The organism is Geothrix edaphica, from assembly GCF_030268045.1.
GTDB lineage: Bacteria > Acidobacteriota > Holophagae > Holophagales > Holophagaceae > Geothrix > Geothrix edaphica.
In genome coordinates this window covers 1,043,395-1,059,160 of record NZ_BSDC01000001.1, presented here as the reverse complement: position 1 = coordinate 1,059,160, position 15,766 = coordinate 1,043,395, and the positions used below count along the sequence as shown (strand labels likewise).

The following is a 15,766-nucleotide window of genomic DNA, read 5'->3' as shown; positions in this document are numbered from 1 at the left end:
TCCTTCAGCGGACCAGTCTCGCATAAGCTTCCGGATCGAAACCAATGACTGTGCCCCTGGGATGCACGAGGATGGGGCGCTTGAGCAGGTTGTTGTCCCCAACCATGAGGGCGACGGCCTCGGCCTTGGACAGCTGGCGGTCCTTCAGGCCGAGTTCCCTGTACTTGGGGCTCTTCGTCCCCAGCATGGGCGTGGGGTCCGCGGGCAGCAGGCGCTCCAGCTCCGCGGCTTCCAGCGGCTTCCTGAAGTAGTCGCGAACCTCCACCTCGATACCCAGCTCCGCCAGCTTCGCCTTGGTGTTGCGGCAGGTGGTGCAGCTCGACTTCATCCAGAGCACGGGCTTCACAGTTCCTCCACGAACCGATCCAGCAGGCGATCCGTCCGCCAGCGCAGCAGACCGAACAGCATGAAGGCCGACCAGCCCTTCATGCGGCCCTCAAGGCGGAGATGGGCACCCTTGGGATTCGGGGCGAGGGTCAGGACTCCGGATTCGGTCGCCCCGCCCACCGTCCGGGCCCAGCGCAGAACCATGAGCTCTGCACCTTCCTCGGGTGGCGCCCACACCTTGAGGGAACCCAGGCTCTTGAACGCCGCCGGCGACTCCCGCCGCAGCCGCCCGGCGATGTGCTCGTAGGGGGCATCGGTGAGGAGCTCGGCCTCGAAGGTGAAGACGGGCTGTTTCACTTCACCAGGAACCCGGGCTGGGCATCCTCAGGTGGAGCCACGAGATAGGGCTTGCTGGCGTTGTCGCTGGCGGCCAGCAGCATGCCGTGGCTCTCGACGCCCATGAGCTTGCGGGGGGCGAGGTTCGCCACCACCACTACCAGGCGGTTCAGCAGATCGGCGGGCTCGTAGGCCTTGCCGATGCCGCCCACGATGGTGCGCTGCTCCAGGCCGATGTCGACCTTCATCTTGATGAGCTTGTCGCTCTTGGGCACGCGCTCGGCCTCGAGGATCTTCCCCACGCGCAGGTCCACCTTGAAGAAGGTGTCCGCGTCCACAGTCTCCCGGATTCCAGGGATATCCAAGGTGGGCTTCACTTCCGCCGGTGCTGCGGAAGCCTCGAGTTCGCTCATTTCCTTCTCCTTGTCGATGCGCTGGAACAGGGGTTTGGGTTCGCCGATGGGTCCGATGGCGGGGCCGTCCAGGGCGAAGCCGTGGAAGGTGCGATCCGCGACCTTGGTGGTGTGTCCCAGGCTTTCCCAGAGGGTCTGGGCCAGCTCGGGCATCACGGGGACCACCAGCAGGGCCGTGGCGCGCAGGGCCCGGTAGAGGATGGCCAGCACGGCATCCAGCTTGGGGTCCTTGGCGGGATCCTTGGCCAGCTTCCAGGGCTCGGCCTTGACGATGTAGCCATCCAGGGCCCGCAGGTAGGTCCACAGGGTGTCCAGGGCGCCGTGGAAATTGTTCGCCCGCGCCTGTTCCAGATACTCGGGGAAGACGGCGAGGAGCTGCTGGGCCATCTCGCAGTCGAGCTCATCCATGACCGTGGGCATGGGCACCACGCCGCCCCGGTAGCGCTGGATCATGCTGAGGGTGCGGGAGGCCAGGTTGCCCAGGCCGTTGGCCAGGTCGGCGTTGAGCCGATCCATGAAGCCCTCGTAGCTGAAGCCGCGATCGTGGCCCACCTGCATGTCGCGCATGAAGTAGAAGCGCAGGGCATCGTTGCCGAAGCGCAGGAGCGTGTCCGGGCGCACCACGTTGCCCTTGCTCTTGGACATCTTGTCCTCACCCATGAGCCACCAGCCGTGGGCCAGGATGGTGGTGGGCTGGAACATGCCCGCCGCCATGAGGAAGGCGGGCCAGTACACGGCGTGGAAGCGCAGGATGTCCTTGCCCACGAGCTGGAGGTCCGGCGGCCACGTGTTGGCCGGGCAGCCCGTGAGGTAGTTCAGCAGCGCGTCGAACCACACATAGATGACGTGCTTCTCGTCGCCGGGGACCGGGATGCCCCAGCTGATGCTGGTGCGGCTGATGGAGAGGTCCTGGAGACCGCCCTCCACGAAGCGTTTCACTTCGTTGAAGCGGAAGTCCGGCTGGACGAACTCGGGATGCTCTTCGTAGTACTTCAGCAGGCGGTCCTGGTAGGCGCTGAGGCGGAAGAAGTAGGTCTCCTCCTCCAGCTCCACCAGCTGGTGCGCGAGGCCCTGGGCCTGCAGCTCCTTGGCCTGGGTCTCCGTGACGTAGGCCTCGTCGCTGACGGAATAGAGCCCCTTGTAAGTGGCCTTGTAGATGTCGCCCTTGTCCAGCAGGCGCTTGAACAGCCGCTGCACCTGGGCCTTGTGGTCCTCGTCCGTGGTGCGGATGAAGCGGAAGTGGGTCATGCCCATGCGCTGCCAGAGGTCCGTGTAGTTGGCCACCACTTCGTCCGCCAGCTGCTTGGGCGTGATGCCCCGGGCCGCGGCGGCCTTCTCCACCTTCTGGCCGTGCTCGTCCGTACCCGTCAGGAAATACACCTCTTCGCCGCGCATGCGATGGAACCGGGCGATCACATCCGCCAGCACCGTGGTGTAGGTGTGGCCGATGTGGGGGCGGTCGTTGACGTAGTAGATGGGCGTGGTGATGTAGAAGGGCTTGGACACGGGGGCTCCGAGCCTTCCAGTCTACAGCGAGTCAGGCCCCTGGCGCTTCCAGCAGGTGGCCACGTGGTCATCCACCAGGCCCAGGGACTGCAGGTAGGCGTACATGATGGTCGGCCCCACGAAGGTGAAGCCCCGCTTCTTGAGCGCCTTGCTCAGGGCCTCGGCCTCCGGGGACACGGCCGGAACCTCCGCCAGCGTCCGCGGGTGGTTCACCTTCGGCGCCCCGCCCACGAAGGCCCACAGGAAGGCGTCGAAGCTGCCGAATTCCCTCTGCACCGCCAGGAAGGCGCCGGCGTTCTTCCGGGCCGAGAACACCTTCAGGCGGTTCCGCACGATGCCCGGGTCCTGGAGGGCGGCCTCCAGCTCCCCGTCCGTCATCGCCGCGACCCTCGCGGGATCGAACCCGTGGAAAAGCCTCCGGTAGGCCTCGCGCTTCCGGAGGATGGTGATCCAGCTGAGCCCGGCCTGGGCCCCTTCCAGCACCAGCTTCTCGAAGAGGCGCCGGTCGTCGTGCTGGGGGACGCCCCATTCCTCGTCGTGGTAGGCCACATACAGCGGATCCGTCCCGCACCAGCCACAGCGGTCTTTCATGTCCCCACCCGCCCTTCTCTACGCAGAATCGGGCGGCTTTGCCGCCCGATTCTGCGCCTGTGGAAAGCCAAAATCAGGCCTCAGTGACCGTGGCCTTGAGGATGCGGTCGTTGGCCTTGATGGCCTGGACCACCTTGATGTCCGCATCGGACACGCACTGGCCGAAGACCGTGTGTACGCCATCGAGGTGCTGGACGTTGCGGCGATCGCCGTTCACCACGAAGAACTGGCTGCCGCCCGTGTCCTTGCCGGCGTGGGCCATGGAGAGGGCGCCCAGCTTGTGCTGGTGGGGGTTGCCGGCGGTCTCGCACTTGATCTTCCAGCCGGGACCGCCCGTCCCGGGCATGCCCGAGGCGCCGGGCTTGGTGTTGGGGCACCCGCCCTGGATGACGAAATCGGGGATGACGCGATGGAAGGCCAGGCCGTCGTAGAAGCCGGCTTCGATGAGCTTCACGAAGTTCGCCACGGTGCCGGGCGCCTCCTTCGGGAAGAGCTCCAGGTTGATGTCGCCCTTGTCGGTCTGGAAGAGCACGCGCGTCATGGTTCACCTCTCTGCGTCAAACCACCAGAATAGAAGGCGGACCCCCCGGAGTCAGCATGAACTTCCTGCGCGCCCTGCCCTGCCTCTTCCTGGCCTTCAGCCTCCAAGCCCAGGCCCCCGGGCTCGAGGTCGTGGTCCGCGGCGGCGGAGACCTCACCCTCGACGGGGCCCCCTGGCGCCTGGAGCTCGCCTCCGTGGCCTCCATCCCGGCCCGTTCGGGCCTGCCGCCCCTGGTCCGCCTGACCGGTCGCCTGGTACCCCGGGACCCGGCCCTCGCCTTCGACCTGGAGCTGGTCGTTCTCAAGGATGGCACCCTCTACACGCTGCGCCTGGTGCGGCAGAGGCCCGGCGGCTACCCGGACTCCTGGGCCGCCACGGGGAAGACCCGGGTGCGGTTCACGCGGCTGGAGGACCACAGCGGGGGACGGCTGGAGCTGACCTGCTCAGGCCCGCTGACCGGCGTCATCGGCCGGAAGCCCAGGACAGCGACCTGGCATGGATCCCTCTGGGCCGAGCTGCCCCGAGACCTCGGGACCGCTGATCGCATATCATCAAAGCTTGCGGAGGTTTCATGAAGCTCCACCCCCTTGTTCCCGCCCTGGTGCTGCTGGGTTCCATCTCCTTCCTGGGCTGCCGCAAGGTCCCCCTGACTCCCAAAACCCCCGTTCCAGCCGGCACGGTCGTGTTCCGCTTCACCCGCAAGGTGGTGGGTCCGGTCGAATTGAGCCTCGATGGCGCCCGCATCCCCGTCCAGCAGCTGCCGAAGGGCGCGACCAGCCTCGTGGTGAAGGGCCTCGCCGCGGGCAAGCACCGGTTCTTCCTCACCAGCCAGCGCGAGACCTTCAGCCCTGATCTCGGGGAGCTGGAGATGGGGGCGGACAAGGGCCTCTACCAGATCACGCTGGTCCAGAAGCTCGATGCCGTGCTCTACGGCAAGCCCGATCCCCTGCCCACCGCCGAGGGCCTGCCCGGCGTGACCGCGGCGCTCGCCAAGTAGCGATGGCGCTGGTGGCCCGCACTCGCCGGGCGGACCTCGTCCTTGGCGGGCGGGGGTCCCTGATGGAGCGCTGCCTGGCCGGAGGCCTGCCCGTGGCCTCCGCCTGCTCCGGTCAGGGGGCCTGCGCCCGCTGCCTGGTCACGGTCCTGGAGGGGGCCGCGCACCTGACTCCGCCCCGTCCCCACGAGTCCCGGACGCTGGAGCGCAATGCGGCCGGACCGGATCAGCGGCTCAGCTGCCAGTGCCGGGCCGTGGACTCCTCCGCGGCCATCCTGATCACCACGGGCTATTGGTGAGGGCGCGCCGCTGGGTGCTCCTGCCCGCCCTGCCCCTGCTCGCGGTGGGGGGATTCGTGGCATGGAAGACCCGGGCCGTCGCCCGGGAGCTGGTGGATCCGCCCTTCTACCGCCCCCAGCCCCTGGCACGGGTAGAAGCCACCTACCGCGACCTGGCGGCGGGCGGGCACGGGGATCCCGGGGGCGTCTGGTCCTCGGAAGAGGTGGCCGGCCTCCAGCTCTGGCGCCTCCGGCGGCGCGAGCCCGCGCCTGGGGTGGTGCTGCTGCTCCACGGCTTCGGAGACGATCGCTGGGGCACCAGTCCGGCCCTGAAGTGGTTTCCGGGCCTCGATGCCGCGATCTTCACCTATCGGCGGCGGGACGATGCCCTCCGGGCCGGTGGGCCAGCGCCGGCCGTGACCTTCGGCGTGGCCGAATCCCGGGATGTCGTCCGCATCGTCCACCACCTGGAAGCCACCGGCATCCCCCGCCGGAAGATCCTCCTGCTCGGCCGGAGCCTCGGCGCTTCCGTGGGCCTGCTGGCCCTGGCGGATCTCGAACGGGAAGGCCGGGGCCCTCTCGCGGGGCTCATCTGGGAGGGCGCCCCCGCCAGCAGCCGGAGCTTCGCCGAGCGCCTGGTGCGGGGCCCGGCGGACCGCTGGTGGCACATCCTCGCCCCGTCCATCGGGGCCCTGGCCAGCCGGACCGCCGGCCGCCTGGGCGGCTACGACCCTTCGGAGACAGATCTCCTGGGCCGGACGGCGGGCCTCCGGTTCGCCACGCCCAGCCTGTGCTTCCTGGCCACCCAGGACCGGCTCGCGCCGCCGGAGGTCCAGCGGGCGCTGGCGGCCCGGTTCACCGCGATCCGCGTGGTCGAGGTGCCCACCTGGCACCTGCACTGTGCGGAAGTGCTGGGATCGGCCTACACCGGGGCCATCCAGCAGTCCGTGGAAACCTGGTTCCCGCACGCGACGAGGGGCCCCGGAGGGCCCCCCGCAGCACGCTGAGAGCGCTCAGTCCTCTTCGTGGGCCGCGACGGTGGCCCGCAGCAGCTTGGGCGTGATCCGGGCGACGATGGGCTCGAACACCTTGTTCACCAGCTCCTCGTCGTACTGGACTTCCGCGCCGGTCCCCGCCACCTTCACGCTCGTGTCGGAGATCTTGTCCTCGTCCTTCCAGGCGCCCAGGATCTCGCCGGTCTCCACCTCGATGAGGCGGATGTCCAGGCGGCCCGTGAAGGAGGCCTTCTTGACGTTCACGCTGCCGGCCACGGCGCCGGCCATGCCGTCGCCCGTGACCTTGCTCACCAGGGCGCCCACGCCCCAGCCGGTGCCGAACCCGCCCTCCTTGTAGGCGAAACGGGTGATCTTGCCGGTCATCACGTACTTCACGCCCAGCAGCTTGCCGATCTTCTGGACGGTCGCGGTATCCACCTCGCCGCTCTGCTGGAAGTTCAGCTCCTCGCGGATCTCGGACAGCCGCTCGCGCTCGATGACCCGGATCTTGTTCCGGCCCTTCTCCATGATCTCGGTGGTGAAGAGGTCGCGGAGCTGGTTGGAGATGGTGCCCATCTGGTTGCCCCAGCCGCCGAATCGCCAGCCGTGCCAGGCATCCGGCGCGGCCTTGAACTCGAGGATGGCGATGCGCGGGAGCTTCGCCTTCTCCTCTTTGGACATCTTCTTCTGGGCGAGGGCCGGTGTCGCGACAGCGAGGACGGCCAACAGGGCCAGGAGCAGCTTGCGGAAACGCATGGGGACTCCGTGGATGGTGGGTTGTACGGCTACTCGTCGATCAGCTTGCTGCGCAGTTCCTTGCCCAGCTTGAAGTACACGACGCGCTTGGGGGGTACCTGGATGCTCTCCCCGCTGCGGGGGTTCCGCCCCTGGCGGGCCCGCCGGTCCCGGAGGCGGAAGCTTCCGAACCCGCGAAGCTCCACGCCTTCGCCGGTCTTGAGGGACTCGATGATGCTCTCCAGGAACGTGTTCACCAGGAGATCCGCATCCTTCTTCCCCAGTTCGAGCCGCTCCATGAGGTGCCGGGAGAGGTCAGCCTTGGTGAGGGTCTCCATCGCTTCCATGGGAACTCCGAAGGGGTTGGGCGCTCAGGTGGGGTGAAGGCAGTCCTCAATAAATCCCCATCCATGCCCCGCGGTCAAGAGGGATATCTTCACCCATTTGAAAAAAAGGGGGGCGATGCCCCCCTTTGGCCCAGCCTCGCGGCCCGGGATCAATCCATGAGCCATTCCAGGAGGAACCGGGGGCCCTCCCCGCTGGCGCCGTGGGTGCGGTAGTCCCGCTCCTTGCCCGACCAGCTGCCGGCGAGGTCCACATGGGCCCAGGAGGCGCCACCCACGAACTCCCGCAGGAAGAGGCCGGCGGTGATGGTGCCGCCCCAGCGGATGCCGGTGATGTTCTTCAGGTCGGCCAGGGGGCTCTTGAGCAGCTCGGTGTACTCCTCCACCAGGGGGAGCTGCCAGAGATGCTCGCCAGCGGCGCTGCCGGCGTCCAAGAGCCGGTCCACCAGCTTCTGGTCCGTGCCCATGACCGCCGAGACGCCATCGCCCATGGCGACCAGGGCCGCCCCGGTGAGGGTGGCCAGGTCCACCACATGGTCCGCGCCCAGCTCCCCGGCGTAGTGGAGCAGGTCCGCCAGCACCAGCCGGCCCTCGGCATCGGTGTTGAGCACTTCGATGGTCTTGCCGCTGCGGCTGCGGAGGACATCGCCGGGCTTGTAGCTGGACCCGGAGGGCATGTTCTCCACCAGGCCGAGGAGCCCCGTCACCTGGACCGGGACTTCCAGCTGGGCGCAGGCCGCCAGGGTGGCCAGGACGATCGCCGCGCCGGTCATGTCGTCCTTCATGGTCTCCATGCCGGAGGCATCCTTGAGGGACAGGCCGCCCGAATCGAAGCAGACGCCCTTGCCCACCAGCACCACATGCTTCTTGGGCTTCTCCTTGGGCTTGTACTCCAGCTTCACCACCCGCGGGGGGCGCACGCTGCCCTGACCCACGGCGAGCACCGAACGGAAGCCACCCTTCTCCAGGGCCGGCACATCCAGCACCTCGCAGTGGAGCTTGTGCTGCTTGGCCAGTTTCACGGCCATTTCGGCGAAGACTTCGGGATAGAGATCGCCGGCGGGGGTGTTGGCGAGGTCACGGACGCGATGGCAGGCCGCGACACCAGCCTCGATCACGGGCAGCTTGCGGCGGGCCTTCCGAGTGTCGTCGCCATTGGTGAAGATCTCGATGGACGTGAACTGCTTCGCCTCCTGCTTGCCGCCCTTGAAGGCCACGAGATCGTAGTTCGCCAGCAGCGCGCCTTCGGCCACGGCGGCCTGCACCGCGTCGTGATCCAGGGTGGACGTGGACGGCGACAGCACGCCGATCTTCTTCCACTTCTTCTTGAGACAGAAGCGGCCCGCGGTTCCCACCGCCTTGCGGATCTTGTTGAGCGTCACCTTCTCTTCGTCGCCGAGGCCGACGAGCACCATCCAGCGGCTCTCCTTGACACCATTGGGGTGATGCAGCGGCACAACTTCGAGATAGTCCGCCTTGAAATCCTCTTCATCCATCACCTGGCGCGCGACCTTGCTGATGGCGAGCGGCAGACGATGGCGCTCGCGCCCGGAGAATACGGGGACGATCAAGGCATCCCCGGCGAAGTCCTTCCCGGTCTGAGAACTGATATCCACTGAAGGCATGGAGGTTCCTCCTGGCCCAAGAGCCTAGGTCCTGCGGGAAAAAAAGAAAAGCCTGTTTTTCGTCGTTATTTGTCATGGGCCATCAATTTACTAGCGGCAACTTTTTCAACACTAGACGATAGAGTTATTTCCGGAATCCAATGGGAAGATACCCCCATGGATCTGACCCCCCGGCACCGCCAGCCCTTCCCCCTGCCCGGCCCCTGGCCTGACTGTGCCCAGGCCCTTCTCAGGCGGGGTGCAGTCTGGCTCCATACGGGCGGCACGGGCGACGGGCTCCTGGGCCTGCCGGACGGCCCCATCCTGGCCTCCCGATGGTCAGGCGATGCCTGGACCTCCCGCCTGGACGGCCAGGCCCGCTCCGGATCGCCCTGGGAGGCCCTGGAGTCCGTCCTGCCGGAGCATCCGGGCCCCTGGATCGGTGCCGTCTCCTTCGAACTGGCCTGCGACGAGGCCGCCCTGCCCCGCCAGGCGTTGACCCCCGGGACCCTGGGACAGCACTGGCGGGGCCTCCGGCAGGCCCTTCACGTCTGGGATGGCGAAGCCGAGCTGTGGTCCTGGGGCGCCCCGCCGGAACCAGGCCTCTGGCAGGGCCTCCTCCGGCCCGAGGTCTCCCGGGTTCCGCCCCCCCCGGCGCTCCACCCCCGCTGGACCGAGGCCCACCACCGGGCGGCCGTCGAGGCCATCCGCGAGCGCATCCTTGAAGGCGGGTTCTATGTCGCCAACTTGTGCGTTCCCTTCGACGCCCTGTTTCCGGGCGATCCGGTGGCGCTGGCCCTGGCGGCCTTCCGGCGGGCCCGCCCCCCCTTCGGCGCGCTCCTGGACCTCGGCGACCTGTGCCTCCTCTGCCTGAGCATGGAACGGCTCCTGTCCCGCCGCGGGGACCGGATCTGGTCCCAGCCCATCAAGGGCAGCGTTCCCCTCACGGGAGACCCGGAGCTCGACCGCCGGGCGGCGGAAACCCTGGCCGCCGATCCCAAGGAGCGGGCCGAGCACACCATGATCGTGGACCTGGTGCGCAACGACCTGGGTCGCGTGGCCCGCACCGGAACCGTCGTCGTGAGCCGACCCATGGCCGTGGAACCCTACCCCACCGTGCAGCACCTGGTGAGCACCGTGGAGGCCCGGACCCGCCCGGGTCTCGGCCTGGCCGACCTCCTCCGGGCCGTCCTCCCGGGCGGGAGCGTCACCGGCGCCCCCAAACACGCGGTCTGCACGCACCTGGCCGGGACCGAGGCCGCGTCCCGGGGCTTCTACTGCGGCGCCCTGGGCTGGATCGCCCCCAGCGGCGACCTGGACCTGACCCTGCCCATCCGGACCGCCCAGATCGCGGGAGAGGCCCTCACCTACTGGACCGGCGGCGGCATCACCCGCCGCAGCGACCCCGCCCGGGAATGGGCGGAGCTGTTCCTGAAGACCCGGGCCATCAGCGGCTGAAGGACTTCAGGCCGCGCTCGCCCGCTTCAGCAGTTCCTCGAAGCGTTCGAACAGGTGGGCCCGGGGGCCTTTGGGCTGGCGCTTGAGGACCATGCCGGCCTGATCCGGCGTCCGGCCGCCCTTGATCTGGTTGCAGGGCAGGCAGCAGCCCACCAGGTTCTGCCAGGTGGTGGACCCGCCCTGGCAGAGGGGAATCACATGATCCACCGTGGTGGCCTTCCGCTGGCAGCCTTCGTACTGGCAGAGGTAGTGGTCCCGGCGCAGCACGCGGCGCTCCAGGCGGCCGATGAGGAGCTTGGAGTCGCTGCAGGCCTGGGCGTGCGGGAAGATGATGAGCTCGAGGCGGCCATCCAGGTTCCGGTGGCGCTCGAAGGTGGCCGGGTTGAGCACGTGGGCGCGGCCCGCCACCACGGCGCAGAGGGCCCGCCTCCGGCTCACTTCCTGCATGGGGACGTAGTTCCGGTCCACGGCGATCACCTCACCCACGCCGTGACGTTCCCGTCCCTTCAGCATCACACCCCCTGGATTGGCCCGTATCCTAAGGCAATCCGGGGATTTGTGAAGTGAATTATTCCGGCGCTTTGGATAAATAAGGCATTGATGGTTCCAGGGAATCCACCGGCAGGCCCACGGGGCCGGCTTCTGGCGCCGCCTCCACCCCCGCCAGCCTCTTTTCCATCTGGTCCCGCCGGGCGGAGACATCGCCCAGCTTCCCGCTGGCCTCCTCCAGCTTCTTCTGCACCGCCGCCAGGGCCCCGCCGAAGCGCCCGAACTCGGCCTTCACGTGCCCGAGCACCTTCCAGACCTCGCTGGTCTGCCGGCTGATGGCCAGGGTCTTGAAGCCCACCTGCAGGCTGTTGAGGAAGGCTGTGAGGGTGGTGGGGCCCACCAGGATGACCCTGCACTCCCGCTGCAACCGCTCGAAGAGGCCCTGGCGGCGGAGCACCTCTGCGTAGAGCCCCTCGAAGGGGAGGAAGAGCAGGCCGAAGTCCGTGCTGTGGGGCGGGGCGATGTACTTGTCGCGGATGTCGCGGGCCTGGGAGAGCAGCCTGACCTCCAGGGCCTTCCCGGCAGCTTCCACGGCCACCAGGTCGCCCGCCTCGTAGGCCTCCATGAGCCGCTGGTAGTCCTCCAGCGGGAACTTGGCGTCGATGGGCAGCCAGACCGTGCCGCCCTCTTCGGGCCCGGGGAGCTTCACCGCGAACTCCACCACCTCCGGGGACCGCGGCCGCACATGGACATTGGCCTGGTACTGCCCGGGGGACAGGAACTGCTCCAGCAGGGCCCCCAGCTGGGCCTCACCCAGGACTCCGCGCGCCTTCACGTTGGTCAGCGCCCGCTTGAGACCGCCCACGTCCTGGGCCAGCCCCTGCATCTCGCCCAGGCCCCGCTGCACCTGCTCCAGGCGCTGGGCCACCAGGTTGAAGCTCTCCCCCAGGCGCTTCTCCAGCGCCTCGTGCAGCTGCTCGTCCACGGTGCGGCGGATCTGCTCGAGCTTCGCCTCGTTCGAGGCCTGGATGGTCTCGAGCCGCTGCTGGACCTGCTGCTGGACCAGCCCAAGCTGGGCCCCCTGCTCGGACCGGGAGGCCCGGAGCGCCTCCTGGACGGCGGCCGTGAGCTGCCGGAAGCCCTCCCCCAACTTCTCGGCCTGGGCCGTCCGGAGCTCGCCAAGTTCCAGCGCCAGGGGCCGGAGCTGGGCGATCAGCGCCTGGTGGGATTCGGACCGGTTCCTCGAAGCCAGCTCCTCGGCGTGCCGCCGCAGGGCCTCGAAGGGGACCGGGTCAGTCCGGCTCCGCCGCAGGACCGCCCCAAGCGCGAGGAGGGCGGCCAGGCAGGCGAGAAGGGAGACCACCAGGGGAAGAGTCATGCCCCATCATCGCCGGGCTGATTCGTCAGGCAGTGTCCATTCGGCCCGCCGCCCCCCGCCCTCGGGGACCAGCGACAGCTCGGCCACCCAGGCCGTGGGCCAGGGACCATCTGATCCCGCCCACTCCACCACCAGCCGGTCCAAGGGGCCGATGGCCTCCTCCAGCCCCAGGGTCCAGGCGCCTTCCGGGCCCGGGCGGTAGAGATCCAGGTGGAAGAGCCGGCCCTCGGGAAGCTCGTACCGGTGGAGGACGGCATAGGTGGGCGAGGCCACTTCGTCCGGGTCGCCTCCCAGCCCGCGCAGGAACCCCCGGGTCCAGGTGGTCTTGCCGGCCCCCAGCTCCCCGCGGAGCAGCCAGGTTCCGCCGGGGGGCGTGAGCCGGGCGAGGGCTTCGCCCAGGGCCTCGGTGGCCAGATCGTCGGCGAGGTGGCGGTCAGCCACGCAGCAGCTCCGGAAGCTGGTCCGCCAGGTCCCGCGGCAACAGGCCGGCGCCGGGGAGGCGATCCGCGGCGGCCCCGTGGAACCAGGCCGCGGCGGCCACCGCTTCGCGCATGGGCAGCCCCTGGGCGCGGAAGCCGGCGACCATCCCCGCCAGCAGGTCGCCGCTGCCGCCGGTGGCAAGCCCCGGATGGCCCGTGGGATTGATCCACAGCTCCTCGCGGGCACCGCCGGCGAGGACGCTCTGGGCGCCCTTGAGCAGCAGGACACCGGGCTTCCCCGTGGACACCTGCCGGGCCTGGGCTAGGCGCTCGTCCATCAGCATCGGACGGGGCAGCCGGAACAGCCGCGCGAACTCACCGGGGTGGGGCGTGATGGCCGTGCCGGGCCGCTCCATCCAGCGTTTCCCTTCGCCCTCCTTCAGGGCCGAGGCGTCCAGCACCAGGGGTCCCTCCCAGTCGGGCACCTGGTCGATGCCACCCGGGCCCACCAGCAGCACATCGGCCTCGGCGGGTAGGGTGCCCTGCCAGGGCCGCACCATGGCCTCAGGCACCTGGGCGGCCACCTCGGCGCGGACCTCGGGATCGGTCAGCACGGTCACCAGGCCCGCGCCCACACGCAGGGCGCCCAGAGCCGAAAGCACGGCTGCGCCGCTCATGCCCAGGCTCCCGGCCCGGATGACCACGTGCCCGAAGCTGCCCTTGTGGGCATCCCAGGCCCGCGGCGGGAGGATTGGACGCTCCAGGAGCTGCAGGGCGGCCCGGGGAGCGCGGTCCAGGGGAATGGGAACCACAGTGATGTCCCCGCAGGCCTCCCGCGCGGGCATCAGCCCATGGCAGACCTTGCGGTGCCCGAAGCAGGCCGTCCGCGTGGCGCGCACAGCCTCCCCGGGGATTTCCGCGGCGCTGGGGTCCAGGCCCGAGGGCAGATCCAAGGCCAGCACCGGCAAACCTGAGGCGTTGAGGGCCCGCACCCAGGCCAGGGCCGCGCCTTCCAGAGGTCGCGTGGTGCCCAGGCCAAGGAGCCCATCCACCACCCAGCCCCGCCAGACGGCCATGGCTTCCGCCGGGGCCGTGGAGGTGCGGATCTCGCCGCCGAGGCCCTTCCAGAGCCGGGCCTGGTGGGCGGCGTCACCACGCCAGCCGGGCTGGGCGGAGGGGGACCACACCGAGACCTCGCGGCCCTCCAGGCGGGCGAGCCGGGCGAGGGCCAGGGCATCGCCCCCGTTGTTACCGGGACCTGCCAGCACATGGACCGGCTGCCCCGGGGGAAGCAGAGCCAGGGCTCCGAGGGCCGCATGTTCCTGGAGCACCAGCGATGGGACGCCCCAGCCCTCGATGGCCTGGCGCTCCACAACCCGCATCTCGTCGGCAGTGAGGAGGGGGATCATGGCGACAGTCTAAGCCCGTTCGGCCAGGTATGCCGCCAGCGCCTTCGGGTACAACTCCATCTCGGCGGCATAGACCCGCTTCTGCAGGTCTTCCGGGGTGTCGCCGGGCAGGACGGGCACCCGCAGCTGATCCACGATGCGGCCATGGTCGTATTCCGCGTCCACCAGGTGCACCGTGGCGCCGGATTCGGTCTCTCCTGCTTCGAGGACGGCCCGGTGGACATGCATGCCGTACATGCCCGGCCCGCCGAACCTGGGCAGCAGCCCCGGATGGATGTTGAGGATGCGGCCCTCCCAGCGGCGGGGGACGGCCAGCTTCTTCAGCCACCCGCAGAGGCAGATGACCTCCGCCCCCGCCGCCTCGGCGGCCCGGTAGCAGGCCTCCGAGAATGCCTCGTCCGATTCAAACTCCTTCCGGACGACCGCCACGGTGGGAAGTCCTTCCGCCTGGAGCCGGGGGATGCCGCCGGCCTTGGCGGTGGAGGCGAGGCCCAGCACCGGGAGGGCGGGCACCCGGCCCTCCCGGCAGGCCCGCAGCAGGTTCAGGGCGTTACCGCCGGTGCCGGAGATGAAGAGGGCGATCCGCTTCACTGGAGGGCCGTCAGGACCACCGTGTCGGCGATGTCCTGGGGGCTGCAGCCGCGGCTCAGGTCGTTGGCGGGTTTGGCCAGGCCCTGGAGGAAGGGCCCGATGGCCGCGCAACCGCCCATGCGCTCGGCGATCTTGTAGGAGATGTTCCCGGCGTCGAGGTCCGGGAAGACCAGCACGTTGGCCCGGCCGGCCACCGCGGAGCCCGGAGCCTTCTTCTGCCCCACGGAGGGCAGCAGGGACGCGTCGGCCTGCAGCTCGCCGTCCACTGCCAGATCGGGCCGGCGCTCCTTGACGATGGCCAGAGCGGCGCGGACCTTGTCCACGCAGGGGTGCTCGGCGGAGCCGCGGGTGGAGAAGCTGAGCAGGGCCACGCGGGGCTCCACGCCCATGACGCTGCGGGCATTCTCGGCGGCGGCGATGGCGATGTCCGCCAGCTGCTCGGGGGTGGGATCCGGCACCACGGCGCAGTCCGAGAAGATCACCGCGCCCTGCTCGCCGAAGGCGGCATCGGGGTGGATCATCAGGAAGAAGCTGGAGACCGTCTTGATGCCCTTGGCGGGGCCGATGGCCTGGAGGCAGGCCCGCACGGTCTCCGCAGTGGTGTTGAGGGCGCCGGCCACCATGCCGTCGCAGTGGCCGTTCTGCACCAGCATGGCGCCGAACCAGAGGGGGTTGTGCACCGCCTCGAGGGCCTGGGCCTCGTTGATGCCCTTGGCCTTGCGCCGCTCGTAGTAGGCGCCGGCCAGCTCGGGAAGCAGGGGGCTGGCGGCGGGATCCACGAGCATGGCCCCCTTCAGGGAAAGCCCCAGCGCCGAGCCGCGCCTGGCCATGTCGGCGGGATCGCCCAGCAGGGTGAGGCGGCAGAGCGCCTGGTCCAGCAGCAGCTGGGCGGCCTGGAGGGTGCGGTCGTCCCGGCCCTCGGGCAGGACGATGTGGCGATTCAGGGTCTTGGCGCGCTCGCGGAAACGCGCCATCCAGCTGGCGTGATTGGCGTGGCTCATGGATTCCTCCGGTGTCGGGACGAGGGTGGGTCTGCCAGGAAGGTGTGGGGGTCCTGGCCGGTGCGGTCGAGGAAGGTCTCCGCCAGGCTGGGGGCGCCGGAGCTGGCCTCATCGAGGTACAGCGTCTCCACGCGGTGCATGGGCAGGAAGCGGGTGCCGAGGGCCACCTGATCCGCCTGGCCCGTGCGGACCAGGGACAGGACTTCGCTCCAGGGGGAGAGGTCGACACCCCGGACGGCGATGCCGGCGGCCTCCAGGCCGAGGATCCGTCCCCACAGCCGCTCCCGCGGGGAGTGGAGCACCACCACCACGAGATCGCCGGGACGGAAGGGCATGGAGAGGTTCATGGGTCGGCTC

20 protein-coding genes are annotated in these 15,766 nt (G+C 69.5%); 5 read left to right on the top strand and 15 right to left on the bottom strand.

Annotated elements, in window-relative coordinates; all coding sequences use genetic code 11:
• Positions 1–4: 4 nt before the first annotated feature.
• The 5 genes from QSJ30_RS04750 to QSJ30_RS04730 all read right to left on the bottom strand — a co-directional run bounded on the left by QSJ30_RS04750 (position 5) and on the right by QSJ30_RS04730 (position 3,714).
• Positions 5–346 carry an arsenate reductase family protein gene (locus tag QSJ30_RS04750; RefSeq protein WP_285606936.1) on the bottom strand — a complete coding sequence of 114 codons (342 nt, stop codon included), beginning with the start codon at positions 344–346 and terminating at the stop codon, positions 5–7.
• Complete coding sequence (locus QSJ30_RS04745; protein ID WP_285606934.1) at positions 343–684, bottom strand: hypothetical protein; 342 nt, start codon at positions 682–684, stop codon at positions 343–345. The genes QSJ30_RS04750 and QSJ30_RS04745 overlap by 4 nt, the downstream gene beginning before the upstream one ends.
• Positions 681–2,582, bottom strand: a complete 1,902-nt coding sequence (gene metG, locus QSJ30_RS04740) for a methionine--tRNA ligase (protein WP_285606932.1) — start codon at positions 2,580–2,582, stop codon at positions 681–683. Before metG ends, QSJ30_RS04745 begins: the two co-directional genes overlap by 4 nt.
• Before the next feature lie 21 nt (positions 2,583–2,603).
• A complete protein-coding gene (locus QSJ30_RS04735) occupies positions 2,604–3,173 on the bottom strand; it encodes a DNA-3-methyladenine glycosylase I (protein WP_285606930.1) in 570 nt (189 codons plus the stop codon).
• Positions 3,174–3,246: 73 nt separating this feature from the next.
• Positions 3,247–3,714, bottom strand: coding sequence for a peptidylprolyl isomerase (locus QSJ30_RS04730; RefSeq protein WP_285606928.1), 468 nt, complete (start codon positions 3,712–3,714; stop codon positions 3,247–3,249).
• A 56-nt stretch (positions 3,715–3,770) separates the two neighbouring features.
• Here QSJ30_RS04730 and QSJ30_RS04725 point away from each other — a divergent pair, with 56 nt between their 5' ends.
• From QSJ30_RS04725 to QSJ30_RS04710, 4 genes are read left to right on the top strand one after another with little or no spacing between them, the layout of a single operon-like run.
• The gene (locus QSJ30_RS04725) at positions 3,771–4,289 is read left to right on the top strand and encodes a hypothetical protein (RefSeq protein ID WP_285606925.1); all 519 of its coding nucleotides are present in this window, start codon (positions 3,771–3,773) and stop codon (positions 4,287–4,289) included.
• Positions 4,286–4,711, top strand: coding sequence for a hypothetical protein (locus QSJ30_RS04720; protein WP_285606923.1), 426 nt, complete (start codon positions 4,286–4,288; stop codon positions 4,709–4,711). Before QSJ30_RS04725 ends, QSJ30_RS04720 begins: the two co-directional genes overlap by 4 nt.
• An 11-nt stretch (positions 4,712–4,722) precedes the next feature.
• Positions 4,723–5,007, top strand: coding sequence for a 2Fe-2S iron-sulfur cluster-binding protein (locus QSJ30_RS04715; protein WP_285606921.1), 285 nt, complete (start codon positions 4,723–4,725; stop codon positions 5,005–5,007).
• On the top strand, positions 5,004–5,993 hold the full coding sequence (locus QSJ30_RS04710; RefSeq protein ID WP_285606919.1) for an alpha/beta hydrolase: 990 nt from the start codon (positions 5,004–5,006) through the stop codon (positions 5,991–5,993). Before QSJ30_RS04715 ends, QSJ30_RS04710 begins: the two co-directional genes overlap by 4 nt.
• 6 nt (positions 5,994–5,999) lie before the next feature.
• Here QSJ30_RS04710 and QSJ30_RS04705 read toward each other — a convergent pair whose 3' ends face one another.
• From QSJ30_RS04705 to QSJ30_RS04695, 3 genes are all read right to left on the bottom strand, one after another.
• Positions 6,000–6,737 carry a CsgG/HfaB family protein gene (locus tag QSJ30_RS04705; RefSeq protein WP_285606917.1) on the bottom strand — a complete coding sequence of 246 codons (738 nt, stop codon included), beginning with the start codon at positions 6,735–6,737 and terminating at the stop codon, positions 6,000–6,002.
• A 29-nt stretch (positions 6,738–6,766) separates the two neighbouring features.
• Positions 6,767–7,063: an HU family DNA-binding protein gene (locus QSJ30_RS04700; protein ID WP_026853675.1), complete on the bottom strand. Its 297-nt coding sequence runs from the start codon at positions 7,061–7,063 to the stop codon at positions 6,767–6,769.
• 149 nt (positions 7,064–7,212) lie between these two features.
• Positions 7,213–8,685 (bottom strand): leucyl aminopeptidase, encoded by a 1,473-nt coding sequence (locus QSJ30_RS04695; protein WP_285606915.1) that lies wholly within the window; start codon positions 8,683–8,685, stop codon positions 7,213–7,215.
• Positions 8,686–8,841: 156 nt separating this feature from the next.
• On the opposite strand from QSJ30_RS04695, the gene QSJ30_RS04690 reads away from it, so the two are divergent.
• Positions 8,842–10,122: a chorismate-binding protein gene (locus tag QSJ30_RS04690; RefSeq protein ID WP_285606913.1), complete on the top strand. Its 1,281-nt coding sequence runs from the start codon at positions 8,842–8,844 to the stop codon at positions 10,120–10,122.
• A gap of 6 nt (positions 10,123–10,128) precedes the next feature.
• Here QSJ30_RS04690 and QSJ30_RS04685 read toward each other — a convergent pair whose 3' ends face one another.
• The 7 genes from QSJ30_RS04685 to QSJ30_RS04655 are packed head-to-tail and all read right to left on the bottom strand — an operon-like array spanning position 10,129 to position 15,756.
• A complete protein-coding gene (locus QSJ30_RS04685; RefSeq protein WP_285606911.1) occupies positions 10,129–10,635 on the bottom strand; it encodes an HNH endonuclease in 507 nt (168 codons plus the stop codon).
• A 55-nt stretch (positions 10,636–10,690) separates the two neighbouring features.
• Positions 10,691–11,989: a DNA recombination protein RmuC gene (locus QSJ30_RS04680; protein ID WP_285606909.1), complete on the bottom strand. Its 1,299-nt coding sequence runs from the start codon at positions 11,987–11,989 to the stop codon at positions 10,691–10,693.
• Between the two features lie 6 nt (positions 11,990–11,995).
• Positions 11,996–12,430 carry a tRNA (adenosine(37)-N6)-threonylcarbamoyltransferase complex ATPase subunit type 1 TsaE gene (tsaE, locus tag QSJ30_RS04675; RefSeq protein WP_285606907.1) on the bottom strand — a complete coding sequence of 145 codons (435 nt, stop codon included), beginning with the start codon at positions 12,428–12,430 and terminating at the stop codon, positions 11,996–11,998.
• Complete coding sequence (locus QSJ30_RS04670) at positions 12,423–13,817, bottom strand: NAD(P)H-hydrate dehydratase (RefSeq protein ID WP_285606905.1); 1,395 nt, start codon at positions 13,815–13,817, stop codon at positions 12,423–12,425. The genes tsaE and QSJ30_RS04670 overlap by 8 nt, the downstream gene beginning before the upstream one ends.
• Before the next feature lie 9 nt (positions 13,818–13,826).
• Complete coding sequence (gene purN, locus QSJ30_RS04665; RefSeq protein ID WP_285606903.1) at positions 13,827–14,408, bottom strand: phosphoribosylglycinamide formyltransferase; 582 nt, start codon at positions 14,406–14,408, stop codon at positions 13,827–13,829.
• Entirely contained in the window at positions 14,405–15,409 is a 1,005-nt protein-coding gene (gene pta, locus QSJ30_RS04660) for a phosphate acetyltransferase (RefSeq protein WP_285606901.1), read from the bottom strand. Before pta ends, purN begins: the two co-directional genes overlap by 4 nt.
• A complete protein-coding gene (locus QSJ30_RS04655; RefSeq protein ID WP_285606900.1) occupies positions 15,406–15,756 on the bottom strand; it encodes a hypothetical protein in 351 nt (116 codons plus the stop codon). The genes pta and QSJ30_RS04655 overlap by 4 nt, the downstream gene beginning before the upstream one ends.
• Positions 15,757–15,766: the final 10 nt, after the last annotated feature.